Genomic DNA, 26820 nt, shown 5'->3' with positions numbered 1-26820 from the left:
GTCAGTCGATGCCTTCCGGGCTGGCTCCGCCGACCGGCAAGGCTTGCTCGACGATCCGGTCGATCTCGGCGAGGTCCGCTGAGGTGAGCAGAAGGTCGGTCGCGCTCTTCTCGATGCTGGCCGGGCGGCGGGCGCCGACGATGGCGACGTCGACCTTCGCCAGCGTCCACGCGAGAGCTAGCTGGCTCACCTCCGCGTCTCTCTCCCTGGCGAAAGCGGCGAGCTGCTCGACGATCTTCAGGTTGTGCCGCAATGAATCCCCGCGGAAAGCGGACGAACGCGACCGCCAGTCCGACGGGTCGAAGACGGTCTCGGCGGTCAGCGAGCCGGTCAGCAGACCGCTGCCGAGCGCGCTGTAGGCGAGCACGCCGATGTTGTGCGCGCGGGCGTACGGAAGTGGATCGGTTTCCGCGCCGCGGCGGAAGAGGTGGTAGGGCACCTGCACGGTTTCCACCGTCTCGTTCAAAGCGCTGAGCTGCGCGGAGTCGTAGTTCGACACTCCGGCGTGGCGGGTCTTGCCCGCGTCCACGAACTGCTGCAGAGTCCCGGCGACCTCGGCGGCTGGGATCTGCGGGTCCGGCCAGTGGACTTGGTAGAGGTCGAGGTGGTCGACGCCGAGCGCGCGCAGGCTCTCGTCAATTCCTTGGGTGAGCCATGCTCGGCGTGAATCGCGGATGCGTTCGGAACCGGGGTTCGTCCCGCCTTTGGTGGCTATGACGACGCTGTCGCGGCGATGGTCCAACTCGCTGCGCAACGCTTTGCCGAGGAGTGCTTCGGCGGTGCCGTAAGCGCGAGCGGTGTCGAAGAGAGTGATGCCGAGTTCGTGTGCGCGCCGGATCGCCGCGATCGCGGTGTCCTCGTCGAAACTGCCCCACTGACCGCCGAACCCGCCGGTGCCGAAGGCGATCCGGGATACTTCGAGGCCGCTGCGGCCAAGGGTCGTCGTCCGCATCAGCCGAGCACAGCACTCTTCGCTTGGCCTCGCCGAGCGTTCTTACCTGCTGATTATTCGGTTGACACTCAGAGGATGCTCGCGAGGTGAGCCTCCTGGAGCCGTTGCGGCACCGCAGTTTCCGTGCCCTCTCCGCCGGGCGGACGCTCGGCACCTTCGGCAATGCGGTCGCTCCGGTCGCGCTCGCGTTCGCGGTGCTCGACCGCACCGGGTCGGCGGTCGATCTCGGGCTCGTCGTCGGGGCCCGGTCGCTGGCGAACATCCTGCTGCTGCTCTTCGGCGGCGTGCTCGCGGACCGGCTGCCGCGTGCGGTGATCCTGCAGGGCACCGAGATCGCGGCCGGGCTCAGCCAGGCGCTGATCGCCGCGAGTGTCCTTTGTGGATTCGGCTCGGTCCCGTTCCTGATCTCGCTGAGCGTGGTCAACGGAGCGGTCGCGGCGATGTCGCTGCCCGCATCGGCGGCGATCACTCCGCAGACCGTGCCGCGAGACCTGCTGGCTCCGGCGAACGCGTTGCTGCGCCTGCTGGTCAACGGCGGGCGCATCGCCGGAGCCGGGGTCGCCGGAATCGCGGTGGCGGCGGCAGGATCCGGCTGGGCGCTAGCGGTGAACGCGCTGTTGTTCTTCGCCGCCGCGCTCGCCTACCACGCCGTGCGGCTGCCGCGCACCGATCGGGTTTCGGGCGCACGGCCGATCGCCGATCTGGTCGCCGGGTGGCACGAGTTCCGGTCCCGCGCCTGGGTGTGGGTGGTGGTGGCGCAGTTCGCCTTCGTCAACGCCGCCGGGCTCGGCACACTCGTGGTCATCGGGCCGGTCGTCGCGGACGAGACGTTCGGGCGGTCCGGTTGGGGACTGGCGCTGGCGTTGCAGACGGCGGGCGCGCTGGTGGGCGGGATCGTCGCCGCGCATTGGCGGCCGCGGCACGCGTTGTTCGTCGGCGTGGCACTGGTGACGATGGACGCGCTGCCGGTGCTGACGCTCGGCTGGTGGCCGTCGCTCGTCCCGCTGCTGATCGCGATGCTGATGGCCGGGCTGGCGATGGAGCAGTTCAGCGTCGCGTGGGATGTTTCGCTGCAGGAACACATCCCGCCCGACAAGCTCGCGCGCGTGTACTCCTACGACATGCTGGGTTCGCTCGCCGCGATGCCGCTCGGGCAGATCGCGGCGGGTCCCCTCGTGCAGCACTTCGGCCGCGAGCCGGTGCTCGTCGCGTGCGGGGTGCTGATCCTGGTTTCGACCGGGCTCGCGCTGTGCAGCCGCGAGATCCGGCAGCTCACGAACCGGGCCGCGGAGCCGGTCGCACCGACAGGAAGTTGACCGCGCTCGCGCTGAACACCAGCTCGTCGTCGCCGTTGAACAGTTCCATCCGGGTGCGCACGAGGCCGCGATCGGGCTTCGACTTCGACAGCCGCGCCTCGGTGACGGTCGCCCGCATCCGCAGCCGGTCGCCCGGCCGCACCGGACGCGGCCAGCGCAGTTCGTCGACGCCGGGGCTGCCGAGGCTCGCGACCGACGACAGGTAGTGGTCGGCGAACATCCGCATCATCAGGCTCGACGTGTGCCAGCCGCTCGCGATCAGCCCGCCGAACGGGCCCTCCTTCGCGGCGACCGGATCGACGTGGAAGCTCTGCGGGTCGTACTTCGCGGCGAACTCGATGATCTCCGCTTCGGTGACGGTCGTGTCGCCGAACTCGTACACCGATCCCTCGGGGTAGTCCTCGAACCAGCGGTCGTCGATGGGCGCGGTGAACTCGGTCATGCGCGACAGCCTGCCACAGCCGATCGCGCCGAAAACGTGACTCGCGCCTGCCCGGCGAGCGTCACGGCGCGGCCCAGGGCCGGACCTCCTCCAGCAGCTTCGCCACCGCCAGCACCAGGTCGTCCGAATGCCGGGGGCCGACGATCTGCAGCCCCACCGGAAGACCCGATTCGGTGCGCCCGGCCGGGACGCTGATCGCGGGCTGCTGCGTCATGTTGAACGGGTAGGTGAACGGCGTCCACTCCGGCCATTCGCTCATCCCGCTGCCCGGCGGCACGTCGTGGCCCGCCTCGAACGGCGGGATCGGGACGGTCGGCGTGAGCAGCACGTCGTAGCGGGTGTGGAACTCGCCCATCAGGATCCCGAGCGCGGCGCGTTCCGCGGTGGCGTCGAGGTAGTCGCCCGCGGAGTAGGTGTGGCCCCGTTCCCACACGCGGCGCAGGCCAGGGTCGACCCGCGGCTCGCTGCCCGGCGGGAACGCGTCGAGCGACTTCGCCGCGCCCGCCGACCACAGCACGTCGAAGGCGTCCTTCGGGTCGGCGAATCCGGGATCGGCCTGCTCGACCTGCAGCCCGGCGTCGGCGAGCGACTGCACCGCCGACTGGACGATCGCGGCGATTTCCGGGTCCACGTCGACGAAACCGAGCGCCGGCGAGTACGCCGCGATCAGCCCGCGCACATCGCGCCGCACCGCCTCGCGGTACGCGCTGATCGGCGGCGCGAGCCCGGTCGGGTCGCGGTGGTCCGGGAGCGCGAGGACGTCCAGCAGCAGCGCCGTGTCGTCCACGCAGCGCGCCATCGGCCCGGCGTGCGCGAGCGGGCCGAACGGGCTCGCCGGGAACAGCGGGATCCGGCCGTGGGTCGGTTTCATGCCGACGATTCCGCAGAACGACGCGGGAATCCGCACCGAACCGCCGCCGTCGGTGCCAACGGACAGCTCGCCCATTGCCGCCGCGACCGCGGCCGCGCTGCCGCCGCTGGACCCGCCCGCCGTCATCCGCGGGTTCACCGGATTGCGCGTGATGCCGGCGAGCGCGCTGTCGGTGACGCCCTTCCACGCGATCTCCGGCGTGGTCGTCTTGCCCAGCACGACGAGACCCGCCTCGCGCATCCGCGCCATCACCGGGCTGTCGACCTCCCACGGCTGGTCCACCGGGATGCTCGTGGAACCGCGCAGCGTCGGCCAGCCCTGGGTGAGGAAGATGTCCTTGATCGACGCCGGGACGCCGTCGAGCGCGCCGATCGGATTCCCGTCGCGCCAGCGGGCCTCGGCCGCCTTCGCCTGGTCGAGCGCGCGATCGGCGTCGACGAGGCAGTAGGCGTTGATCTCGCCGTCGCGGTCCTCGATGTTCTGCAGGGCGCTCTTCGTCGCCTCGACCGGCGACAGTTCGCCGGTGGCATAGGCGGCGACGAGTTCGCTGGCGGTCAATTCCCGGTCGCCCATCCGGCGCCTCCCTGCGATTCGGACGGCACGTAGCCGAGCCGTTTGTCCACGACGTTCCACAGCGGTTCCCCGGCGACCCAGCGCCGGAAGTTCCCCGCGAACACCTCGACCAGCGTCCGCCGCCAGCCGATGAAGTCGCCCGACATGTGCGGGGACAGCAGGACGTCCGGCATGGTCCACAGTGGACTTTCGGCGGGCAGCGGCTCGGTTTCGAAGACGTCGAGCGCGGCACCGGCGATCTCGCCCGCCTGCAAGGCCGCGATCAGCTCGGGGGTGACCACCAGTTCGCCGCGGCCGACATTCACGAATCGCGCGGACGGTTTCATCGCGGCGAACGCGGCGGAGTCGAACATGCCCTTGGTCTGATCGGTGAGCGGCGCGACCGCGACGACGTAGTCGAACTCGGGCAAATACCGCACCAGGTCGGCGGATTCGCGCACGACACCGAAATCCGGATCCCCGACCCGGGCCCGCCGGCCCGCCCCGGACACGCGCATCCCGGCCGCCCGCAGCATCCGCGCGATGGCCCTTCCGATCGGTCCGGTGCCGACCACCAACACCTCCCGCCCGGCGATCCGCTCGGTCTCGCGGTGCTTCCACGTGCCGGCGCGCTGCAGGTCGAGCGAACGCGCGAAGTCCTTGGCGAACGACAGCACGACGCCCAGCACGTACTCCGCGATGGCGTCGTCGAACACCCCGCGCGAGTTCGTGAGCACGACGTCGCTCTCGCGCAGCCCCGGGAACAGCACCGGGTCGACGCCGGCGCTCGCGATGTGCAGCCACTGCAACCGGTCCGCGGCGGACCAGGCCCCCGGAACCGCACCGGAAAGGAAATCGTAGACAAAAAGCGCGTCGGCTCCGGACAGCGCACCGGCGAGCCCGCGCTCGTCGGTGTAACGAACTACCGCCGCGTCTTCGATAGCGGCCATGTCCGGTGGTTGGTCTGCCCCGCAGAGCACTGCCAGTACGGGGGTCTCCGGGGCGATCACGATTGACACGGTAAAAGTGGCTCGTATGATTGTCAACAATCCGAGGACCACCCCCGGAGCACCGGACGGGCATCCGCACAGGCGTATTCCGGAGGCTGAACCTTGGATCTGGACTTCCTCGCGTTCGAGGGCCCGCTAGCCCAGCGCGGCATCGGCGTGATCGCGCCGTTCGACCTCGCGCTCGAGCGCGAACTGTGGCGCTGGGTGCCGATGGAGGTGTCGCTGCACCTCGCCCGCACCCCGTACGAACCGGTCCCGGTGAGCATGGAAATGGCCCAGCTGGTGAGCGACAGCCGACACCTCGCCACGGCCACGCGCGACGTGCTGCACGTGGAGCCCGAGGTGGTCGCGTACCTGTGCACCTCCGGCAGCTTCGTGAACGGCATCGACTACGAACGCTCGCTCACCAAGGCGATCTGCGACGCGGGCGCGCCGGACGCGGTCACCACCTCCGGCGCTCTCGTCGAGGTGCTGCACCAGCTCGACCTGCACCGGGTCTCGGTGCTCACGCCGTACGACGCCGACCTCACCGGCAAACTCCACGACTTCCTCGCCGAGGTCGGCGTGGACACCGTGTCCAGCGACCACCTCGGGCTGGGCGGCGGCATCTGGAAGGTCAGCTACCGCACCATCGCCGAGCGGATCCTGGCCGCGGACCACCGCGACGCCGAGGCGATTTTCGTCAGCTGCACCAACCTCCCCACGTTCGACCTGATCGAACCGCTGGAGAAGGCGCTCGGCAAACCCGTGCTGACCGCCAACCAGCTGACCATGTGGGCCTGCCTGCGCCGGATGCACCTGCCCGTCGTGGGTCCCGGCCAGTGGCTGCGGGAGGTGTCTTGACCCGTCCCGCTAATATTGTCGACAATTTGCGCATCCCGGAGGTTTCGTGACCACGATCGGCTTCATCTACCCCGACCACGCGGCCGAGGACGACTACCCGCTCGCGGAACAGCTTCTCGGCGGCTCCGACGGCGACATCAGCCTGCCGGTCGCGCACATCTACGGCACCGACCTGCACGCGGTGCCGGAGCTGCTCGACCTCGGCAGCGAGGCCCGGCTCGCCGAAGGCGCCCGGCTGCTCGCGAAACACCAGCCGGAAGCGGTGGTGTGGGCTTGCACGTCCGGCAGCTTCGTGTACGGCTGGGACGGCGCGCGCAACCAGGCCGACCAGCTCGCCGCAGTTGCCGGGGTCCCGGCTTCGAGCACGTCGTTCGCCTTCGTGCACGCGGCGAAAGCCCTTGGCGTACAACGGGTCGCGGTAGCCGCGAGCTACCCCGACGACGTCGCGCGGCTGTTCGTGGACTTCCTCGCCGCAGGCGGCGTCGAGGTGCTCTCGATGTCGAGCGCCGACATCGACACCGCCGCCGAGGTCGGCCAGCTCGCGCCCGAGGCCGTGATCGATCTGGCGGTAAGCCACGACCACCCGGACGCCGACGCGGTTCTGGTGCCCGACACCGCGATGCGCACGCTCGGCGAGATCACCGCGATCGAGGAGAAGCTCGGCAAACCGGTGCTGACCGCCAACCAGGTGACCATCTGGGAAGGCCTGCGCCTGACCGGCTCGACCCGGTTGGTGCGTTCGCTGGGCGCGTTGTTCCGGACGAGGGGCTGACCCGTGGTCGCACTGCCTGACATAGAACCGGTGAGCCGGGAATCGACCGCCGCGGTGATCGCGCGCCAGCTGCGCGACGCGATCATGACCGGCGCGCTCCCGCCGGGCACCCAGCTCGGCGAAACCGACCTGGCCGCCCGCTTCCAGGTCTCGCGCGGCCCGCTGCGGGAGGCGATGCAGCACCTCGTGTCCGAGGGCCTGCTGCGCAGCGAACGCCACCGGGGCCTGTTCGTGATCGACCTCGAACCGGCGGACGTGTTCGACATTTATCTCGCCCGTTCCGCGGTGGAGAGAGCCGCGCTGCTGTGCGCCTTCCGCGGCGACCGCGAGGCAGTGGCCGCGCTGCTGGAGCAGAACGTCGCCGATATGGCTGCCGCCGCCGACGATCCGGCCGCGCTGTCCGAGGCGGACCTCCGGTTTCACGAGGCGCTGATCAACGCCTCCGGCAGCAAACGGCTGATGCGGATGGCCCGGACGTTGCTGATCGAGACGCGGATGTGCCTGACGTTGCTGCAGAGCACGTATCAGGGCGTGGAGGATCGGCTGGAGGAGCACACGCGGATCATCGAAGCCCTGCGCTCGGGCGACGAGGAGACGGCGCTGCATTTGCTGGACGCGCACATGGAGGACGCGATCAGCCGGTTGCTTCCGGGGCGGAGTTTGAAGGACGGGGTCGCGGCGGCTGGGTGACCGGGGCTTGATCGCCGCGCCATCGAGCTGCGCCGCCATCCTCCGCGCAGGAATCGCGGCTGCGGCCCGGGCCGCGCGCCGACGTCTGCCGAGGACGGCAAGAGACGACCACTCGGCTCCCGCATCGCTCAGCAGCAACACAAGCAGCCTCCCAGCCCGGGCCGCGCACCGACATCTGCCGAGGGAAGCGAGAACCGACCGCTTGGCTCCCGCACCGCTGAGCACCGACGCAACCAGCCTCCCGGCCCGGGCCGCGCGCCGACGTCTGCCGAGGACGGCAAGAGACGACCACTCGGCTCCCGCATCGCTCAGCAGCAACACAAGCAGCCTCCCAGCCCGGGCCGCGCACCGACATCTGCCGACGGCGAAGCAGGCGGTTCGCTGCGTCCGCATCCGGGTGTCCCGGAACGTGCCGCTTGAACAGCTCAGGTCGTGATCCAGTACCGCCGCACCGGTCCGTGCTCGGTCTGGCGTACCTCCTCCAGCACCCCGCCCGCGCGTTCGATCGTCTTGGCGGACGCCAGGTTCTCCCCCTCGCACACCAAGAGCACCCGCGACAGCTCCCGGGCCTCGAGCAGCATCTGGCGCAGCGCCCAGGAAGCCAGACCGCGGCCACGCGCCGACGGGCGGATGCCGAAGCCGATGTGCCCGGCCCACGACACGTACTCCGCTGGGCCGGTGCGCAGGGCGATTCCGCCTAGCACCTGACCGTCCTCGACTAGCCAGCGGTACCGGGCGCGGTCCTGTGTCAAAGAATCCACCCAGGCGGCGAAGCCAGCGGGAGAATCGACCTCGTCCGACGCCGACAGGCCGAAGCCGTCCTCGTGCAGGCCTGGACCCCATTCGGCGTGTGCTTCCAGCCACGGGCGATGCAATCGGACGGTGGGGGCCAGAAGTTCGGGCATGCTTCGATTCTACCGGGCGAAAGCGCGAAAAAGCCTGGCGCAGCAAGAGAAACTCAGGCATTACGCACCCCCAGCACGGGCTGTCCGCCAAGGCCGAGGTTGTAGTGCGGCGACCACGGGAACCGGCCCGTTGGATCGGCGTAGACCAGCTGCATGGCTTCGATTCCGGTGCCATAGCAGCAAACCGCGATATGCAGGTGCGTCGCGGGGGCGCTGAGCTTCACTACTTCCAGCCTGGGCAGCCGGGGCAGCAGCCACTGTTCGCCAGGCTCCGGCGGGCCGGTATGCAGGATCTGCTCGGCTCCGGCGTTGAGCACGTACCCCGCTTCGTGCAAAGACAATCCGGTGACTGCCAGTTCCGGCAGGCCTTGCGCGGTCAGGCCCGCGGTGTACGCCCAGGGCGGCCGGGCACCTGGCCCCTGCACGCCCTGGACGCACCATCCGTATTCCCTGATCCGGTCCAGCACCTCGATCAGGTACTGCTCCTCGGATCTTTCCGGCTCCTCGCACATCTGGCACATCGGTGCCCTCCTCCCCTCGTGGACCCGCCGACCGGGTCAGGGAAGAGTGAACCTCGCGGCACCGACGAAAAATCAGCGGAGCGAATCAGCCACCGCGGCGCCGAGCGAAGTTGTGGTAGCGGTTCCGCCGAGGTCGGGGGTGAGCGTTTCGCCCGCGGTCAGCACCTCGTCGACCGAGGCGCGGATCGCTTGTGCGGCAACGGTTTCCCCGAGATGCTCGAGCAGCATCGCCCCGGCGAGGATCTGGGCGACCGGGTTCGCGATGCCCTGTCCGGCGATGTCCGGAGCACTGCCGTGGACCGCCTCGAACATCGACGGAAAGTCACCTGATGGGTTGATGTTTCCGGACGGCGCCATGCCCAGTCCGCCGGTGATCGCGGCCGCCAGGTCGCTCAAAATGTCGCCGAACAGGTTCGACGCCACCACCACGTCGAGCCGGTCCGGAGCCTGCACCATCCGCGCGGCCAGCGCGTCCACGTGGCACTGTTCCGCGCGGACATCGGGATACTGCGCGGCGACCTCGGCGAAAATCTCGTCCCAGTAAGGCATCGAGTGGATCAGCCCGTTGGACTTGGTCGCCGAGGTGACGTGCTGCGAACGCGTGCGTGCGAGATCGAAGGTGTACCGGATGATCCGTTCCACCCCGACCCGCGTGAACACCGATTCCTGCAGCACGAACTCGTCCGGCCGCCCGGCGTTGTGCCGTCCGCCGATCGCCGAGTACTCGCCCTCGGAGTTCTCCCGGACGATCACCATTTCCAGCTCGTCGGCCTTCCGCCCGGCCAGCACCGAGGACGTCCCCGGCAGCAGCCGGACCGGCCGCAGGTTGACGTACTGCTGGAACGCCCGCCGCAAGGGAATCAGCAGGCCCCACAACGAAACGTGGTCCGCCACGCCAGGGAAGCCGACCGCGCCGAGCAGGATGCCGTCGAAGCCCGACAGTTGCGCGACCCCGTCTTCGGGCATCATCGCGCCGGTCTTCGCGTACCGTTCGCAGCTCCAGTCGAATTCGGTCCACTCCAACGAGAAGCCGTACTTCGCCGCGGCCGCGTCGAGAACCCGGCGCGCTTCGATCGTGACGTCGACCCCGATTCCGTCGCCCGGGATGCTCGCAATCCGGTGTGTCACAGGCTCACCGCGATGTACTTGGTCTCCAGGAACTCGTCGATGCCGACCGTGCCGCCCTCGCGGCCGAGACCGGACTGCTTGACGCCGCCGAACGGAGCCGCCGGATTGGACACGATGCCCTGGTTGAGGCCGATCATCCCGGCCTCCAAGCGTTCCGAGACCCGCAGCGCGCGCTTCAGATCGCTGGTGAACAGGTAGGACACGAGGCCGAATTCGGTGTCGTTGGCCTTCTCGACCGCCTCGTCCTCGGTGTCGAACGGGGTGATCGGCGCGACCGGGCCGAAGATTTCCTCGCTGGCCAGCCGGGCGTCCACCGGAACGTCGGTGAGCACGGTCGCCGGGTAGAAGTGCCCCGGACCGTCGACTCGCGAGCCGCCGGTGAGCACGCGCGCGCCCTTGTCCGTGGCGTCCTTGACCAGCTCGGTCACCTTCTTCACCGCGGCCTCGTCGATCAGCGGACCGACCACGACGCCCTCGTCGGTGCCGCGGCCCATCGGCAGCGCCTGCATCCGCTCGGTGAGCTTGCGGGAGAACTCCTCGGCCACACCGCGTTGCACGTAGAACCGGTTGGCCGCGGTGCACGCCTCGCCGATGTTGCGCATCTTGGCCTGCATCGCGCCCTCGACCGCGGCGTCCAGGTCCGCGTCGTCGAACACGACGAACGGCGCGTTGCCGCCCAGTTCCATCGACGTGCGCAGCACCTTCTCCGCGCACTGCTCCAGCAGCTTGCGCCCGACCCCGGTCGAACCGGTGAAGGACAGCTTGCGCGCGCGTCCGTCGCGGATCAGCGGCTCCATCACCCCGCCCGCGTCCTTGGTGGTGACGACGTTCAGCACCCCCTCGGGCAGCCCGGCGTCGGCGAGGATCTGGGTGAGCGCGAGCATCGACAGCGGAGTCTGCGCGGCTGGCTTGATCACCATCGTGCAGCCCGCGGCGACGGCCGGGCCGATCTTGCGCGTGCCCATCGCCATCGGGAAGTTCCACGGCGTGATGAGCAGCGTCGGACCCACCGGCTGGCGCGTGATCAGGAACCGGCCCGAGCCGTTCGGGGCCACCGCGTAGCCGCCGTCGATCCGCACCGCTTCCTCGGCGAACCAGCGGAAGAACTCGGCGGCGTAAGTGATTTCGCCGGCGGCCTCGGCCAGCGGCTTGCCCATCTCCAGCGTCATCAGCAGCGCCAGCTCGTCGCGGCGCTCGATGAGCTTGTCGTACGCGCGGCGCAGGATTTCGCCGCGTTCCCGGGGTGCCACTGCCGCCCAGCCGGACTGTGCCGCGACCGCCGCGTCGAGCGCCGCGAGACCGTCTTCCGGCCCGGCGTCCGCGACCTGGCACAGGACCTCTCCGGTGGAGGGATCCTGCACGTCGAAGGTCTTCCCGCTGCGCGCGGCGACCCACTTGCCGCCGATGAAGAGTTCCTTGCCGACCGCGCCGACGACGCCGTTCTCGGTGATCCCGCTCATCCAGCTCGCTCCTGTTCCTGTTGTCCCGAACTCATGCTATGGATATTGTCAACAATCGACAACCGTCTCCACCCGCATCCCAGGAGGGCGCCGCATGGCCCAGCTGTCCCCGCTGCTCAAGCAGGCAACGCCCGTCGTCGTCGACCACGGTGAAGGGGTTTACCTCTACGACGTGGACGGGAAACGTCATCTCGACTTCACCGCGGGCATCGGGGTGACCAGCACCGGGCACTGTCACCCGCGCGTGGTCGAGGCCGCGCGCGAGCAGATCGGCAAGCTCGTGCACGGCCAGTACACGACCGTCATGCACAAACCGCTGCTCGAACTGACCCGCAAGCTCGGCGACGTGCTGCCGTCCGGACTCGATTCGCTCTTCTACGCCAACTCCGGCAGCGAAGCCGTGGAGGCCGCGCTGCGCCTGGCGCGGCAGGCGACGAAGCGGCCGAACGTCATCGTGTTCCAGGGCGGTTTCCACGGCCGCACGGTCGCCGCGGCCACCATGACCACGTCCGGCACGCGGTTCAGCGCGGGCATCTCGCCGCTGATGTCCGGCGTGCACGTCGCGCCGTTCCCGTACGCCTACCACTACGGCTGGGACGAGGAAACGGCCACGAAGTTCGCCCTGCGCGAGCTCGACTACCTCTTCCAGACCGTCTCCGCGCCGAACGAGACGGCCGCGTTCTTCATCGAGCCGGTGCTCGGCGAAGGCGGCTACGTTCCCGCGAACACCGCGTTCATGGCCGGGCTGCGCGAGCGCGCCGACCGGCACGGCATCCTGCTGGTGCTCGACGAGGTGCAGGCGGGCTTCGGCCGCACCGGCAAGTTCTGGGGCCACGACCACTTCGACGTCCACCCGGACGTCGTGCTGATCGCGAAGGGCCTCGCCAGCGGCTTCCCGCTGTCGGGCATCGCCGCTTCGGAAGAGCTGATGGCGAAGGCGTACCCGGGTTCCCAAGGCGGCACGTACGGCGGCAACGCAGTGTCGTGCGCGGCAGCCATCGCGACGCTCGACGTCATTCAGGACGAAGGCTTGGTCGAGAACGCCGCGGAGCGCGGGCGTCAGCTTCTCGAGGGCGCGCGCGTCATCGCGGACAAGACGCCGGCTATCGGCGACGTACGCGGTCTCGGGCTCCTCGTGGGCACTGAGTTCACTACCGCGGACGGCGAACCGGACACGGCCACTGCGCAGGCGGCGCAGCAGGCAGCTGCCAAGAGTGGGCTGCTGCTGCTCACCTGTGGCGCGTACTCGAACGTCGTGCGTATGGTGCCGCCCCTGGTCGTCAACGCGGAACAGGTCGACGACGCGCTGCGCATCTGGGGCGAGGTCGTCTCGTCGGTTACGGGGAGCTGAGGCATGGCGCGCTACATCACCATCAGCCTCGACAAGCGCGGCGTCACCTGCCGCGCCCGGCTGCTCGACAACGAAGCACCGCGCACCTGCAAAGCGGTGTGGGCCGCACTGCCGCAGAGCGGTTCGGCCTACCACGCAAAGTACGCGCGCAACGAGGTCTACACGCTCGTGCCGCCCTTCGCCGATCCGAAGCCGGGCCGCGAGAATCCGACGATCACGCCGATTCCCGGCGACGTCGTCTACTTCGGATTCGAGGCATGGGAAATCGGCAACCCGGCGTACGGCTACGACGACGGCAGCGAGGCGCACAGCGACCAGGGTGCCACGGATCTCGCGATTTTCTACGGCCGCAACAACCTCCTGATCAACGGCGACGCGGGCTGGGTGCCCGGCAACGTGTTCGCGACCATCGAGGAGGGGCTGTCCGAGATGGCCGCGGCCGCGCAGGATCTGTGGCTGCGCGGCGTGGAAGGCGAGACGCTGTCGTTCGCCCGCGCGGACTGACAGTCACCAGCAAAGGGCCGGTTCCTCCACTGCGGAGGGGCCGGCCCTTTTCACTGCCCGATCGGGCCAGATTGTTCCGCCAGAGTGAAGCCGGGTTAACCCTCCGCGATCATGAAAGCGACCCGGATTCCCCTGCCGGACAAGGGATCCTACCCGGATGATCACCCGGCGGTGTGAACCTCGGCAACTCACCAATCGTGGCTTCGCATTCACCGGTTCGAGGGGCGACGCCGCCCGGTTGCCGCAGTGCGCGTCTGCTACCCAGGGTGATCGGACCCGGCGATCGCTACGAACCGTGGCGAAGAGTCCACAGTGCACCCCCGGCGACAAACCCGAAAGCCTTACATGTTTAACATGGGAAGATTCTTCGGCCGTCGATCCCTTGCCAGCACAGGGAAAACCGCGTTTTGACACCGCGAGCGCGCCGGTGGAAATCTGCGTTGGCTCCTCGCGAGAGCACCAAGGAAGAACAATCCGAACAAGGAGCCCCTCAATGCAGATGTTCACCCAGCACGTGCACCACGGCCACGACCTGATCTCGGGTCTGCTCGCGCACCTGGCGCACGTGCTCGGCTGGCTCGTCTGACCGGCACCGAGGATTAACCCAGGGGCCGGCCTGTTGGCGCGGGCCGGTCCCTGCTTGGGTTCTCCCCCTTCTGGCCACGCGCGCGGCGTGGCCTTTTTCGTGCCCGCCGCCCGTCGGCTAACGTGAAAACTATTCATGGCCAGCCTCGTGGCAGAACGGCTAGGCTTCGGCCTTGGACGTACGCGCGCACGAAGGAGTGGCATGAGCAAGATCGCAACACAGCTGGCAGGTGCCGTCGGAGCTGGGAACCTGCTGACCGGTGACGCGATTTCCGACGATTACGCGCACGACGAAGCGCTCAGCACGCCCGGCCAGAAACCGGCGTACGTCGCGAAGCCAGCCACCGCCGAAGAGGTCTCCGCGCTGCTGAAGATCGCCTCCGCCGAGGGCATCCCGGTGACCGCGCGCGGGTCCGGCAGCGGGCTGTCCGCCGCGGCGCGTCCGGTCGAAGGCGGGCTCGTCGTCTCGTTCGAGCGGATGAACTCGGTGCTCGAAATCGACACCGGCAACCACGTCGCCGTGGTCCAGCCGGGCGTCACGCTGGCCGAGCTCGACGCAAAGACCGCCGAGCACGGCCTCACCTACCCCGTCTATCCCGGCGAACTGAGCGCGAGCGTCGGCGGCACCGTCGGCACCAACGCCGGCGGCATGCGCGCGATCCGCTACGGCATCACGCGCGGCAACGTCTCGGGTCTGCAGGCGGTGCTCGCGACCGGCGAGATCATCCGCGTCGGCGGCCGGATGTCGAAGATTTCCAGCGGGTACGACCTGACCCAGCTGATCATCGGCTCGGAGGGCACCCTCGCGCTGGTGACCGAGGTGATCGTCAAACTGCAGCCGCGGCTGCCGCACGGCGCGACCGTGCTCGCCCCGTTCGACGATTTCGAACAGGTCATGGCGGCGGTGCCGAGGATCGCCGCGAGCGGCCTCGCGCCGCAGATCCTCGAGTACATCGACAACCTGACGATGGCCGCGATGGTCTACAACGACAAGCTCGAACTGGGCGTCCCGGCGGAAATCCGCGACCGGACGCAGGCGTATCTGGCCGTAGCGCTGGAAAACCGGGTGGCCGACCGGCTCGGCGAGGACGTCGAGACGCTCGGCGAGCTGCTGGTCGAACTCGGCGCGACCGACGCGTACGTGCTTGAAGGCAATGCCGCGCGCAAGCTCATCGAAGCGCGGGAAAAAGCCTTCTGGAACGCCAAAGCCGTGGGAGCGGACGACATCATCGACGTGGTGGTGCCGCGGACCGCGATGCCGGAATTCATGGCCAAGGCCCGCGAGCTGGCGATGGCGACCGGCGGCGGCGCGCTCGGCTGCGGGCACGCCGGCGACGGCAATGTCCACCTGGCGATCTTCTGCAAGGACCCGGACACTCGCTCGCGGTTGCTGACCGACATCTTCGGCTGCGCGTACGAACTCGGCGGCGCGATCTCCGGCGAGCACGGCCTCGGCCGTACCAAGACGAAGTACTACGCCAAACTCGAAGACCCGGCGAAGCTCGATCTGCTGCGCCGGGTCAAGGACAGCTTCGACCCGGCCGGGATCCTGAACCCCGGCGTCCTGTTCGCGCAAACCGGAAAGTGAGCACAGTGAGCACGCTCAACGGCGCCCAGTCCCTCATCCGCACACTCGTCGACAGCGGGGTCGACGTGTGCTTCTCCAATCCCGGCACGTCGGAGATGCACTTCGTCGCCGCGCTCGATTCGGTGCCGGAGATGCGCGGCGTGCTCGCGCTGTTCGAGGGCGTCGTGACCGGTGCCGCGGACGGGTACGCGCGGGTCGCCGGCAAGCCCGCCGCGACGCTGCTGCACCTCGGTCCTGGCCTGGGGAACGGCCTGGCGAACCTGCACAACGCGCGCCGCGCGCACACGCCGGTGGTCAACGTGATCGGCGACCACGCGACCTACCACAAGCAGTACGACGCCCCGCTGGAGTCGGACATCGACGCCATCGCGGGCACGCTCGAAGGCTGGGTACGCCGGTCCGGACACACGAAGGACGTCGGCGCGGATGCCGCGGCGGCGGTCGCGGCGGCGCAGGACGCACCGGGCCGGGTCGCGACCCTGATCCTTCCCGCCGACGCGTCGTGGGGCGAGGGCGGCGAAACGTGCGAGCCGATTCCGCCGCGCGTGCCGCAGACGGTCGACGCGACGACCGTCCAGAAGATCGCGGACGTGCTGCGCAGCGGTGAGCCGGTGGCGTTGCTCATCGGCGGATCCGCTTGCCACGAAGCCGGTTTGCGCGCGACCAGCCGGATCGCCGCCGCGACCGGGGCGAAGGCGCTCGCCGAAACTTTCCCGGCACGGCTGGAGCGCGGAGCCGGTCTGCCGAACATCGAACGGCTGGGGTATCTCGCTGAACAGGCCAAGTACCAGCTGGACGGGATCAAGCACCTGATCGTCGCGGGCACGCGGGCGCCGGTGTCGTTCTTCGCCTACCCCGGCATGCCGAGCGAGCTGACGCCGGAAGGCGCGGAGGTCCACGTCCTCGCGACCGTCGGTCAGGACGTTCCGGCCGCGCTGGAAGCGGTCGCCGCTTTGGTCGCCGCCGACACCGAGCCGGTTCTGCAGGAGGCTGGACGGCCGGCGCTGCCGAGCGGACCGATCACCGTGCAGAACTGGGTCGACGTGATCGGCGCGCTGCTGCCGGAGAACGCGATCATCGTGGACGAGGCGAACACGTCCGGTCTCATGCTCCCCGCCGCGACAGCGGGCGCGCCGCGGCACGACGTGCTGACCCTGACCGGCGGCGCGATCGGCTACGGCATGCCGGTGGCCGTCGGCGCGGCGATCGCGGCACCGAAGCGGCCGGTGATCAACCTCGAATCCGACGGCAGTGCGATGTACACGATCTCCGCGCTGTGGACGCAAGCGCGCGAGAACCTCGACGTGACCACCGTGGTGCTCAACAACAACGCGTACGCGATCCTGCGGATGGAACTGCAGCGCGTCGGTGCGTCCGGCGACGGGCCGCGTGCGAAGGACCTGCTCGACATCGGCCGTCCGGACCTGGATTTCGTGAAGATCGCCGAGGGCATGGGCGTTCCGGCGACCCGGGCGACGACGGCGGAGGAGCTGGCCGAGCAGTTCCGGCGCGCGGTCGCCGAGCCGGGGCCGCACCTGATCGACGTGGCTGTTCCGCCGCTGCTCTAGACCCGGGCGAGTTCCGGGCTGGCGGCACGGAATCGCGGCACCACCGCGGTCAACGCCAGCCCGGCTACCGCCGCCGCCGCGGCAACCGCGAAGGTGGCGCGGAAACCGGCGAGCGACGGCACGGTGAACGAGCCGACGGTGATCGTCAGGTGGGCCAGCATCGTGGCCATCACGGCACTGGAGGTCGAGGTGCCGACGGAACGCATGAGCGAGTTGAGCCCGTTCGCCGACGCGGTTTCGGTGACCGGCACCGCGCTCATGATCAGCGCGGGCATTGCGGCGTAAGCGATTCCGACGCCCGCCCCGATGATCACCGACGCGATGATCAGCTCGACCGCGTTGGCCATCAGGAAAATCGCGAAGAGGTACCCGACCGCGATCACGATCGCACCGGTCATGAGCGTGACGCGGGCGCCGTAGCGGTTGGTCAGCCGCGCGGACACCGGCGATAGAGCCATCATCACCAGGCCGTTCGGCGCGAGGCACAGACCGGCTTGCACCATGCTGAGCCCGAGACCGTAGCCGGTCGCCGAAGGTGCCTGCAGCAATTGCGGAAACGACAACGACATCGCGTACATCGCGAAGCCGACGAGCACGGACGCAAGGTTCGTGAACAGCACCGGCCGCCGCGCCGAAACGCGCAGATCGACCAGCGGGTCCCGCCGCCGCAGTTGATACCAGCCCCATGCAGCGAGTACGACCAAGGCGGTCGCGGCGAACCCGAGCGTCGCCGGGCTGCCCCAACCCCATTCGCCGCCCTTCACAATCGGCAGCAACAGGCTCGTGAGACCGACGATCAATCCGAGCGTGCCAAGGAAATCGAACGGCGCGGGCGTGCGGACCGGCGATTCCGGAACGAATCGCAGGATCAGCAGCGCACAACCGAGCCCGAGCCCGGCCGCGCCCCAGAACAGCACGTGCCAGTCCGCGTGCTCGGCCACGATCGCCGCGACCGGCAACCCGATCGCGCCGCCGACGCCAAGGGTCGCGCTCATCAGCGAAATCGCGCCGCTGACGCGTTCCGGCGGCAGTTCGTCGCGCATGATGCTGATGCCGAGCGGAATGACGCCCATCGCGCAACCCTGCAGCCCGCGGCCGACGATCATCAGCGCGAGCGAACTGGTCAGCGCCGAGACCACCGACCCGGCGATCAGCACCGCCAGGCTTATCAGGAGCACGCGGCGCTTGCCGTAAAGATCCCCGAGCCGCCCGGCGACCGGCGTGCACACCGCCGCCGCGAGCAGCGTGACGGTGACGACCCAGGACGCGTCCGTCGGCGTCGTGTTCAGCAGTCTCGGGAACGCCGGGATCAACGGGATGACCAGCGTCTGCATGAACGAAGCGACCAGCCCGCACGAGGCGAGCACCACGATGATCGGCCGCGCGCCTGCCCGTGCCACCACGTCCCCCGTTCCGTATGCCGTACCGGATTCGCACGCTACCGGGTGGGATGGCAGGAACGGTCGATTCGTGATCGATCCGACTTAGCGGACTGGTCCGTTTGGCCCAGCGCTTGCTTGGGCCGGCGGATTCAGAGCCACTGTTTGACGCCGCCGTGGCCGGAGCAGGTGCCGGAACGGTGCTGGCTGTAGCTGTAACTGCCGTCCTTGCACTGCGCGGTCGCGCCGGCGGGGTTCGAGTCCGGGCGGTGGACGCAGTTTCCGGAGGAGTTGCGGTAGTAGTCGGCACCGCAGTCGGCCGGAGCGGGGTCCGGTGCTGGCTGCTCCTTCGGTGTGGTGACCCGCGGCGCGGCCTGGGTTTTCGGTGTCGTCTTCGGCTTGGCTGCCGTGGTCGGCGGCGCGACCGGCGGCGTGGCGACCGGGACCGCGATCGAAGTCGACGGGGCCGTCAGCGTTGCCGAGGTTTCCGGTGCGCTGTAGCTCGTAGTCGGCGGCGGCGAATACTCGCTCGTGACAGCCGACGGTGCGTTGCCGGTCGGCGCCGCTCCGCATCCGGCGACCAGAACGCCTACGGCCAAAGCCATCCCCAGTTTCCGCAGCATGCGGCGCCTCCTCGCAATCCAGACAATCGAGGAGGTCGGGAATCCGCGGAAAACTGTTACAGCGAATGAGCGGCCCGTTCGTCCGGTGACGGAGAGAGCACGAAATCGAACTGCCATGCTTACCGGTCAACGAAGCCAGCGCTTCCAGCTCTACTCCAGCATGCCGTTACCCCTGGCTGACTGCACGTACTCCCGACGATCTGAGGACATGTCACTGCGAGTCAAGCGGCAGATACTGTCGCGGGAAATGCGGCGAGTAGACCCACTGCGAACAACACCGGATCCAGCCCGGTCAGCACGTGCGTTCCTTCCGGCAGCGCCAGCAGCCGCTCGTCGATTACGGCGAAGGTAAACGTCGGGGTCAAGCATCCATGCTCACCACCTGTAACAGCCTCCGCCGTCCGTACGACCTACCTGCACCAAGTTCGATCGAGGAGCGATCAATGGCTGTAGAGGTGCACACGAGCCGTACGACGAGCACGGCCACGGCAATGTCGATGTGGTAGCCGCGTTTTCGCCCGGCAACTGGGCATCCGCAGAGGTCAAGAAGTAGCCCGGCTCCACGCTGATTGTCTGGGCGTCGTCGTACGCGGCGATGCGTGATCCTCCAATAAAGACAGTTGCTCTTCGGCATCGACAGTGATCGTCATCTCCGAGGGAACCGCCTGATCGACCCCTGCAGATCGACAGCGGCTCAGCCGTCCGCCGGGCACCACGAGTCCGGAGGACGGACCACCGCCTTCCCGCAGAAGCCCTGCAGCGCCGGATCGACCTCGCCGCCTTGGACCTGCAGTACCGCGAGCGGCTTGTCCTGTGGGACGTGCCTGCCGATGTCGCCGCCGTAGTCGATGGTTCCGCTGACGCCCTCGATGTATTTGTTGGTCTGGTTCGCGTCCGGCCGCGAGGTGTGGATCGCGGCGATCTCGCGCCACACCGCGCCGGGCGTCACCGGGATGTTCGACGACGTTTCGCGCAGGTACGCGGTCGCGGTGATCATCACCAAAGCGGCGTCGTAGGACAGCGCGGCGTGGCCGTCGAACGACCGGCCTTTTTCGGTGTGCTCGAAGGCGAATTTGGCGTTGAGCGTGGTGTAGAAGTCCCGCGCGAGGCCTTTCGCGGGCGTGGCCGGTGCGCTCGCCAGCGCGAGATAGTAGTACGGCAGCGCGCGATTGCGTTCCCGCGCAACAGTATCCGCGACATAGCGGGAGACGTCGTCGTCGCCGATGATCGTCGCCGTGCTGCCGCACTGCGCGGCTCCGGCGAGGAACGCCCCGAAGTCGGGGACTCCTCGGCCGGCGAAGAACGTGTAACCGTTGTAGGAGCAGCTGTCCCGCCCGGCAGCACCTGCGTTGCCGACATTCCGGTAGCCGTACCGCACGTGCGCGGTCCCGGGCGGCCCGCCGTCTCCGTCGAACGCGCGTGCTTCGACGGTGAAACCCTTCTGTTTAAAGGCTGCCAGCACATCGTCGCGGAGGTTCGCGCTGTAGAAATCGGAGTCGTCGTCGGGGTAGTAGACGCGCAGCGCTCGGGGGCCGGGACGCTGGGCGGCGAACGCCGCGGCAACCGCGGCCTCCCGGCGGTTCTGCGGCGCGACCTGGAAGTAAATCGGGTTCTGGTCCGCCAACTGGTCGGCGGTGAGCGTCGCGGCGACCACGGGAATGCCCGCGTCGCCGAGTGCGCGGATCGTTTCGGACGTCGGCGCGCTGCTCATGTCGAGCCCGACCACGCCGACGATGCTGGGGTCCTGTTTCGCCATCTCCAGCAGCGTCTTCGCGACCGCCGCACCCTGGAGCATTCCTTTGCCGCCGTTGGCGATCAGCATGCGCACGATCGGTTCGGCCGCGGCGGTCGCGTCGAGTTGCCGCGACTGTGCGACGGCGAAACCCTCCAGCGATTCCCGTTCCGCGGTGAGCCCTTCGGCGGTGCCGTTCGACGACGTCAGCGCCTCCAGGTCGACCAGCGTGATGTACGGCCGTTCCGGATGCTGCTGGTGCAGTTCCTCCGCGCGCCGGTTCTGGTCCGCGATCACGGCTTCGACCTGCTGGATCGTCCCCTCCTTGTCGACCGGGGAGAACAGCGTGAACGTGCCGTCGGACACGCCGACGCACTGGTCGTCCACCCGCGTCAGCCACTCGCTCGAGGTGCCGCAATGACTGTCCAGAAAGGACTGATAGCGCACGACGGCGAATCCGGCTACCAGCACGAGCACCACCGCGGGCACCCCGGCCCGGACCCAGCGCGTCGTCCACCACGCCGCCCGGGCCCGTCCGCCGGACAGGTCGTAGTGCTCGCCCAGCGCCAGCATTCGCTTGCGCACCTCGGTTTTTTCGGTTTCGCTGTGCGGCGCGTCGAGCCCGATCGGCAGGTACCACGCGGTCGGGCGGCGGGCGCGCCGGTCGGCGCTGAGCCGGTTCTGCCACACCCGGTACGCGTCGGCGGCATCAGCGGCGTGGTACTTCGGCCGGTCCTCGCTCGGCGCGGCGTCCGGCGGCGGCGCCTGGCTCGCGCTCACCACGAGCAGCGGGTCGAACAGGCCGACCTGGTTGCGGACCTCGTTGATCAGGTCGAGCAGCCGGTATCCGCCGTTGGCCGGGCCGACCTCGTCGAGCAGCAGCACCGGATACGTCATCCGGCGCCGCCGCCAGAACTGCCACGGCCGCAGCCGGTACTCGCGGCGCAGGTCCTCCAGGAACGCGTTGACCAGCAACCGTGCGACGTACTGGGGCGATTCGTGCTGCCATTCGCCGTCGGTGAGCCGCATCGCGAAGCGGACGAAGCTGCCGGACATCTCCGGCGCGAGGTGCGGCTGGCGCAGGAACCAGCGGTACCGTCCGGACAGCCCCGGCACGCGCCCGGTGACGGCGAGCCGGAAGAAGCCGATCGTCAGCCAGCGCAGCAGCAGCAACGGAAACCGCCACGTCGGATGCTGCGGCACCAGCTCGCGGCTGACGCTGTCGATGGCCGAGCGGAACCGGACCAGCAGGCCGTTCTCCTGCAGTTCGCGCAGCAGGATGGCTTCGGTATCGGTTTCGCCGTCCGGAAACCGCTTCGCCATGAGCTGATCCACCAGCGTGAACAGCCGGAACCGCAACCGGCTTTCCCGCGTGCGAGAACTGCGGACGAGGCTGTTGCGGACGCGCCACAGAATGTCGCGCACCACCTCGACGGTCGCCTCGGTCGCCTTGCCCGGCGGGTCGACGTCCGGCCGATCAGCGAGCGAGAGATAGACGGAACGCACCGTGCCCGCCGGTTTCGCGTTCTGCATCCGCGAGCCCAGCTCTTCGAGCACCCCCTCGCGCGCGTCGCCGACGAGGCACACCATGGGCAGCCCGCGCCGCCCGGCGCGTTCCCGGTGATAACCGGGCCGCCATTCTCCGTCGCCCCGCAATTCCCGCGGCCGGTCGCCGACGCGGGGCCGCTGATAAAGCGCCCCGATGAGTTTGACAAGCCGATCTGCCCCAGCGAACGCGAGTTGTTCCCCAGCGACGGCCACCGTCTGGTCCATGCCGAATTATCCCACGCGCGAGCCGGGAGGGGTCCCGGAATTGTGCCGTCATGGCAACGGTTTCCCGGTTTGCCGCACGCGACTTACGACCATTCGGGTGGCGGCGCGTTCAGCCGTTCGTCGGACGCGTCGTCGCGCTGAGCGACGGGTTCCCGGGCGCGCGTTGATCATTTTCCCGTCTTGCTACGAAAATCGTAGATCAATTCAAGAATGGGGAATTAATTGTTCGCGAGGCGCGCGATCGTTCCCAGCAACCTCCGCATCCCGACCGCGTGCCCACCGCTGCCGACGACTAGCAAGCGGTAACCGGACCCGAATATTCCAGGGAACCGGGCGCGGCTCTCGGCGCGGACCAGCGTCTGTCCATCCGAGACAGCTTCGAGCCGGAAAGTAAGGCGGTACTCAGAAAACCGGTGCCGTCCGGCGAGGGCGAGCAGCTCGTGCGGTTCGGCCTCGACGACCCGGAAGCCGGGAACCGTCGACCCTTCAGCGAGCGGACGAGGACCGGTCGCCTTCCAGTCGGCGGCACCGACGGCCCAGGCGTAGCCGGTCGCCAACCGGCCCGAGACGCGCTCGACGACCTGGTTGATCGCCCGCCAGACCGTCTCCGCGTCGGCCCGCACGACGATCCGATGTTCGTCCAAGACCGGCAGCTGTTCCGCTGTCATCATCACCTCCGGAGCCCGTGGGGATCGTCCCACGCCCGCAACGCACGAAAAACGGGGCCGCCCCGGGAAAATCCCCGGAGCGGCCCCGCTGCCACAAGATCAGGCCTTATTCGTAAATCTCGCCCTTGGCGGCCTTCTCCACCAGCGACTGCGGCGGCTCGAAGTGGCTGCCGTACCGCGACGCCAGTTCGCGAGCCCGGTCCACGAAGCCCTGCAGCCCGCCCTCGTACTGGTTGATGTACTGGATCACGCCGCCGGTCCACGCCGGGAAGCCGATGCCGAAGATGGACCCGATGTTGGCGTCCGCGACCGTGGTCAGGACGCCCTCGTCGAAGCACTTCACCGTTTCCAGCGCCTCGGCGAAGAGCATGCGCTCCTTGAGGTCCTCGAACGGCACGTCCGCCGAACCCGAGTTGAACGCCTCGCGCAGGCCCGGCCACAGCCCGGTGCGCTTGCCGTTCTCGTCGTACTCGTAGAAGCCCGCCCCGGTGGAACGGCCCTTGCGGTCGTACTTGTCGAGCATCGTGTCGATGACAGCCTCGGACGCGTGCGGCGTCCAGGTGCCTCCCTCGGCCTCGATCGCGGCGCGGGTTTCCGCCCGGATCTTGCGCGGCAGCGTGAGGGTCAGCTCGTCCATCAGCTGCAGCGGCGGCGCCGGGTAGCCGGCCTGCGAACCCGCCTGCTCGATCGACGCCGGCTCGACGCCCTCGCCCAGCGCGGCCACGGCCTCGTTGATGAAGGTGCCGATGACCCGCGAGGTGAAGAAGCCGCGGCTGTCGTTGACGACGATCGGGGTCTTGCGGATCTGCAGCGTGTAGTCGAAGACCTTCGCCAGCGTGGCGGGCGACGTCTTCTCGCCGCAGATGATCTCGACCAGCGGCATCTTGTCCACCGGCGAGAAGAAGTGGATCCCGATGAAGTCCTCGGTCCGCTGCACGCCCTCGGCCAGCGCGGTGATCGGCAGGGTCGAGGTGTTGGAGCCCAGCACCGCGTCCGCGTTGACGATGCTCTCGATCTCGCCGAACACCTTGTGCTTCAGCTCGACGCTCTCGAACACGGCCTCGATCACGAAGTCGACGCCCGCGAAGTCGGCCGGGTCGGCGGTCGGCTTGATCCGCGCCAGCAGCGCGTCCGACTTCTCCTGCGTGGTCTTGCCGCGCGAGAGCGCCTTCTCCTCGAGCTTGACCGCGTAGCCCTTGCCCTTCTCGGCCGCCTCCTGCGAGACGTCCTTGAGCACGACGTCAATGCCCGCCTTCGCGGACACGTACGCGATCGCGGCGCCCATCATCCCGGCGCCGAGCACGCCGACCTTCTTGGCCGTGTACTTCTCGAACCCGTCCGGACGCGAACCGCCGGAGTTGATCGACTGCAGGTCGAAGAAGAACGCCTTGGTCATGTTCTTCGAAACCTGCCCGATGGCCAGGCTGACGAAGTAACGCGTCTCGACCTGGATCGCGGTGTCGAAGTCAACCTGCGAGCCCTCGATCGCGGCGGCGAGGATCGCCCGCGGCGCGGGCATCGGCGCGCCCTTGAGCTGCTTGCGCAGGTTCGCCGGGAACGCGGGCAGGTTCGCCGCGAAGCTCGGGTTCGACGGGGTGCCGCCCGGGATCTTGTAGCCCTTGACGTCCCACGGCTGCACGCCGCCCTCGGGGTTGGCCTTGATCCACGCCTTCGCGGCGGGCACCAATTCGTCGACGGTGTCCACGACCTCGTGCACCAGGCCCAGCTCCAGCGCCTTGCGCGGCTTGAGCCGCTGGCCCTGCAGCAGCACGTTCAGCAGCGCGCTCTGGATGCCGAGCAGCCGCACGGTGCGGACCACGCCGCCACCGCCGGGCAGCAGGCCCAGCGTGACCTCGGGAAGGCCGATCTGGCTGCCCTTGACGTCGGCCGCGATGCGGTGGTGCGTCGCCAGCGCGATTTCGAGACCGCCGCCGAGCGCCGCGCCGTTGATGGCCGCGACGACCGGCTTGCCGAGCTGCTCGAGCCGGCGCATCTGGCCCTTCATCGCGGTGCTGGACGCGGTGATCTCGGCCGCGTGCTCCGGCTGCGCCTGGATCAGGTCGCGCAGGTCGCCGCCGGCGAAGAAGGTCTTCTTCGCCGAGGTGAGCACGACACCGGCGATGTCGTCCTTCTCCGCCTCGAGCCGGTCCACGGTCGCGGCGAGCGACTCGCGGAAGGCCTGGTTCATCGTGTTGGCCGACTGGTCCGGGTCGTCCAGCGTCAGCGTGACGATGCCGTCGGAATCCTTGTCCCAGCGGATGGTCTTGCTCTCGGTCATCTCGGTCCTCACACCCGCTCGATGATGGTCGCGACACCCATGCCGCCGCCGATGCACAGGGTCACCAGGGCCCGGCGCGCCTGACGGCGTTCCAGCTCGTCCACGACGGTGCCGACCAGCATCGCGCCGGTGGCGCCGAGCGGGTGGCCCATGGCGATCGCGCCGCCGTTGACGTTGATCTTCTCGTCCGGCAGGTTCAGGTCCTTCTGCCACTTGAGCACGACGGACGCGAACGCCTCGTTGAGCTCCCACAGGTCGATGTCGTCCGGGGTCAGGCCCGCGGTCTTCAGGACCTTCTCGGTGGCCGGCGTCGGACCGGTCAGCATGATCGTGGGCTCGGAGCCGATCGAGGCGGTGGCGACGATGCGCGCCCGCGGCGTGAGGCCGGCCCGTTTGCCCGCTTCCTCGCTGCCGACCAGGACGATGGCTGAGCCGTCGACGATGCCGGACGAGTTGCCGCCGGTGTGCACGTGGTCGATCTTCTCGACCTGGTGGTACTTCTGGAGCGCGACGGCGTCGAAGCCGCCCATCTCGCCGATCGTGGTGAAGGCGGGCTTGAGCTTCGCCAGACCCTCCACAGTGGACCCCGGACGGCGGTGCTCGTCGTGGTCGAGGATCGTGACGCCGTTCATGTCCTTCACCGGCACCACGGACTTCGCGAAGTAGCCGCCGGACCAGGCCGCCTCGGCCTTCTCCTGCGAGCGGACCGCGAACGCGTCGACGTCCTCGCGGGAGAAGCCCTCCATCGTCGCGATGAGGTCCGCGCCGATGCCCTGCGGGGCGATGTAGTGGTCGTACGCGGTGGCCGGGTCCATGAACAGCGCGCCGCCGTCCGAACCCATCGGGACCCGCGACATCGACTCGACGCCGCCCGCGATGACCAGCTGGTCCCAGCCGGAGCGGACCTTCTGCGCCGCGACGTTCGTGGCCTCGAGCCCGGACGCGCAGAACCGGTTGAGCTGCACGCCCGCGACCGTCTGCGGCAGGCCCGCGACGAGCGCGGCGGTGCGCGCGATGTCCGCGCCCTGCTCGCCCACCGGGGACACGACGCCGAGCACGATGTCGTCGATCGCCTGCGGATCGAGGTTCGGGTGGCGGACCTTCAGCTCTTCGATGAGGCCGACCACCAGGTCGACCGGCTTGGTGCCGTGCAGGGCACCGCCCTTGTTCTTGCCCCGGGGCGTGCGCAACGCCTCGTAGATGTAGGCCTCGCTACTCACTGAACACTCCTCCGCGAAGCGGCATGGTTGGACACTGCGGTGTATCTCGCCGCCGACTATACCGGCCAGTAGGTGCTAATGGCCATTAA

Annotated in this window: 23 protein-coding genes; 8 read left to right on the top strand and 15 right to left on the bottom strand. The window is 68.9% G+C overall.

The window, feature by feature from the left end:
- Position 1 precedes the first annotated feature (1 nt).
- A complete protein-coding gene (locus ACWDNU_RS21955; protein WP_449670256.1) occupies positions 2-952 on the bottom strand; it encodes an aldo/keto reductase in 951 nt (316 codons plus the stop codon).
- An 86-nt stretch (positions 953-1038) separates the two neighbouring features.
- On the opposite strand from ACWDNU_RS21955, the gene ACWDNU_RS21950 reads away from it, so the two are divergent.
- Positions 1039-2268, top strand: a complete 1230-nt coding sequence (locus tag ACWDNU_RS21950) for an MFS transporter (RefSeq protein WP_449670255.1) — start codon at positions 1039-1041, stop codon at positions 2266-2268.
- On the opposite strand, the gene ACWDNU_RS21945 is transcribed toward ACWDNU_RS21950, so the two are convergent.
- From ACWDNU_RS21945 to ACWDNU_RS21935, 3 genes are all read right to left on the bottom strand, one after another.
- Positions 2225-2710 (bottom strand): MaoC family dehydratase, encoded by a 486-nt coding sequence (locus ACWDNU_RS21945; protein ID WP_449670254.1) that lies wholly within the window; start codon positions 2708-2710, stop codon positions 2225-2227. The genes ACWDNU_RS21950 and ACWDNU_RS21945 overlap by 44 nt on opposite strands.
- A gap of 61 nt (positions 2711-2771) precedes the next feature.
- On the bottom strand, positions 2772-4154 hold the full coding sequence (locus tag ACWDNU_RS21940) for an amidase (protein ID WP_449670253.1): 1383 nt from the start codon (positions 4152-4154) through the stop codon (positions 2772-2774).
- Entirely contained in the window at positions 4136-5083 is a 948-nt protein-coding gene (locus tag ACWDNU_RS21935; RefSeq protein WP_449670278.1) for a D-2-hydroxyacid dehydrogenase, read from the bottom strand. The genes ACWDNU_RS21940 and ACWDNU_RS21935 overlap by 19 nt, the downstream gene beginning before the upstream one ends.
- A gap of 162 nt (positions 5084-5245) precedes the next feature.
- Between ACWDNU_RS21935 and ACWDNU_RS21930 the strand changes: the two genes are divergently transcribed.
- Genes ACWDNU_RS21930 through ACWDNU_RS21920 form a run of 3 tightly spaced genes read left to right on the top strand, consistent with a single transcriptional unit; the run spans position 5246 to position 7448 of the window.
- A complete protein-coding gene (locus tag ACWDNU_RS21930) occupies positions 5246-5986 on the top strand; it encodes a maleate cis-trans isomerase family protein (protein WP_370934386.1) in 741 nt (246 codons plus the stop codon).
- A 46-nt stretch (positions 5987-6032) separates the two neighbouring features.
- The gene (locus tag ACWDNU_RS21925; protein WP_370934385.1) at positions 6033-6758 is read left to right on the top strand and encodes a maleate cis-trans isomerase family protein; all 726 of its coding nucleotides are present in this window, start codon (positions 6033-6035) and stop codon (positions 6756-6758) included.
- A gap of 3 nt (positions 6759-6761) precedes the next feature.
- Positions 6762-7448, top strand: a complete 687-nt coding sequence (locus tag ACWDNU_RS21920) for a GntR family transcriptional regulator (RefSeq protein ID WP_370934384.1) — start codon at positions 6762-6764, stop codon at positions 7446-7448.
- A 425-nt stretch (positions 7449-7873) separates the two neighbouring features.
- Here the strand turns inward: ACWDNU_RS21920 and ACWDNU_RS21915 are convergent, their stop codons facing one another.
- The 4 genes from ACWDNU_RS21915 to ACWDNU_RS21900 form a co-directional block, all read right to left on the bottom strand.
- Complete coding sequence (locus ACWDNU_RS21915; RefSeq protein ID WP_449670252.1) at positions 7874-8353, bottom strand: GNAT family N-acetyltransferase; 480 nt, start codon at positions 8351-8353, stop codon at positions 7874-7876.
- A gap of 53 nt (positions 8354-8406) precedes the next feature.
- Positions 8407-8874: a DUF4262 domain-containing protein gene (locus ACWDNU_RS21910; RefSeq protein ID WP_370934382.1), complete on the bottom strand. Its 468-nt coding sequence runs from the start codon at positions 8872-8874 to the stop codon at positions 8407-8409.
- 72 nt (positions 8875-8946) lie between these two features.
- Positions 8947-10002: a tartrate dehydrogenase gene (locus ACWDNU_RS21905; RefSeq protein WP_449670251.1), complete on the bottom strand. Its 1056-nt coding sequence runs from the start codon at positions 10000-10002 to the stop codon at positions 8947-8949.
- Positions 9999-11462 carry an NAD-dependent succinate-semialdehyde dehydrogenase gene (locus ACWDNU_RS21900; RefSeq protein WP_370934380.1) on the bottom strand — a complete coding sequence of 488 codons (1464 nt, stop codon included), beginning with the start codon at positions 11460-11462 and terminating at the stop codon, positions 9999-10001. Before ACWDNU_RS21900 ends, ACWDNU_RS21905 begins: the two co-directional genes overlap by 4 nt.
- Before the next feature lie 94 nt (positions 11463-11556).
- Between ACWDNU_RS21900 and ACWDNU_RS21895 the strand changes: the two genes are divergently transcribed.
- The 4 genes from ACWDNU_RS21895 (at position 11557) to ACWDNU_RS21880 (ending at position 17058) form a co-directional block, all read left to right on the top strand.
- Positions 11557-12813, top strand: coding sequence for an aspartate aminotransferase family protein (locus ACWDNU_RS21895; protein WP_449670250.1), 1257 nt, complete (start codon positions 11557-11559; stop codon positions 12811-12813).
- Between the two features lie 3 nt (positions 12814-12816).
- Complete coding sequence (locus ACWDNU_RS21890) at positions 12817-13317, top strand: DUF3830 family protein (protein WP_449670249.1); 501 nt, start codon at positions 12817-12819, stop codon at positions 13315-13317.
- 787 nt (positions 13318-14104) lie between these two features.
- Positions 14105-15490 carry an FAD-binding oxidoreductase gene (locus tag ACWDNU_RS21885; protein ID WP_449670248.1) on the top strand — a complete coding sequence of 462 codons (1386 nt, stop codon included), beginning with the start codon at positions 14105-14107 and terminating at the stop codon, positions 15488-15490.
- Positions 15491-15495: 5 nt separating this feature from the next.
- The gene (locus ACWDNU_RS21880; protein WP_449670247.1) at positions 15496-17058 is read left to right on the top strand and encodes an acetolactate synthase large subunit; all 1563 of its coding nucleotides are present in this window, start codon (positions 15496-15498) and stop codon (positions 17056-17058) included.
- On the opposite strand, the gene ACWDNU_RS21875 is transcribed toward ACWDNU_RS21880, so the two are convergent.
- The 7 genes from ACWDNU_RS21875 to ACWDNU_RS21845 all read right to left on the bottom strand — a co-directional run bounded on the left by ACWDNU_RS21875 (position 17055) and on the right by ACWDNU_RS21845 (position 26731).
- On the bottom strand, positions 17055-18458 hold the full coding sequence (locus tag ACWDNU_RS21875) for an MFS transporter (protein ID WP_449670277.1): 1404 nt from the start codon (positions 18456-18458) through the stop codon (positions 17055-17057). The genes ACWDNU_RS21880 and ACWDNU_RS21875 overlap by 4 nt on opposite strands.
- A 131-nt stretch (positions 18459-18589) precedes the next feature.
- A complete protein-coding gene (locus ACWDNU_RS21870; protein ID WP_449670246.1) occupies positions 18590-19060 on the bottom strand; it encodes a DUF3761 domain-containing protein in 471 nt (156 codons plus the stop codon).
- A gap of 221 nt (positions 19061-19281) precedes the next feature.
- Positions 19282-19425, bottom strand: coding sequence for a hypothetical protein (locus ACWDNU_RS21865; RefSeq protein ID WP_449670245.1), 144 nt, complete (start codon positions 19423-19425; stop codon positions 19282-19284).
- A 329-nt stretch (positions 19426-19754) separates the two neighbouring features.
- On the bottom strand, positions 19755-22565 hold the full coding sequence (locus tag ACWDNU_RS21860) for an ABC transporter substrate-binding protein (protein ID WP_370934373.1): 2811 nt from the start codon (positions 22563-22565) through the stop codon (positions 19755-19757).
- Between the two features lie 218 nt (positions 22566-22783).
- The gene (locus ACWDNU_RS21855; RefSeq protein ID WP_449670244.1) at positions 22784-23233 is read right to left on the bottom strand and encodes a hypothetical protein; all 450 of its coding nucleotides are present in this window, start codon (positions 23231-23233) and stop codon (positions 22784-22786) included.
- Positions 23234-23339: 106 nt separating this feature from the next.
- Positions 23340-25511 carry a 3-hydroxyacyl-CoA dehydrogenase NAD-binding domain-containing protein gene (locus tag ACWDNU_RS21850; RefSeq protein ID WP_370934371.1) on the bottom strand — a complete coding sequence of 724 codons (2172 nt, stop codon included), beginning with the start codon at positions 25509-25511 and terminating at the stop codon, positions 23340-23342.
- An 8-nt stretch (positions 25512-25519) separates the two neighbouring features.
- Positions 25520-26731, bottom strand: coding sequence for an acetyl-CoA C-acetyltransferase (locus ACWDNU_RS21845; protein ID WP_370934370.1), 1212 nt, complete (start codon positions 26729-26731; stop codon positions 25520-25522).
- Between the last annotated feature and the right edge of the window lie 89 nt (positions 26732-26820).

The organism is Amycolatopsis sp. NPDC003676 (genome assembly GCF_053587275.1).
This window is presented reverse-complemented; position numbering and strand designations above follow the sequence as displayed.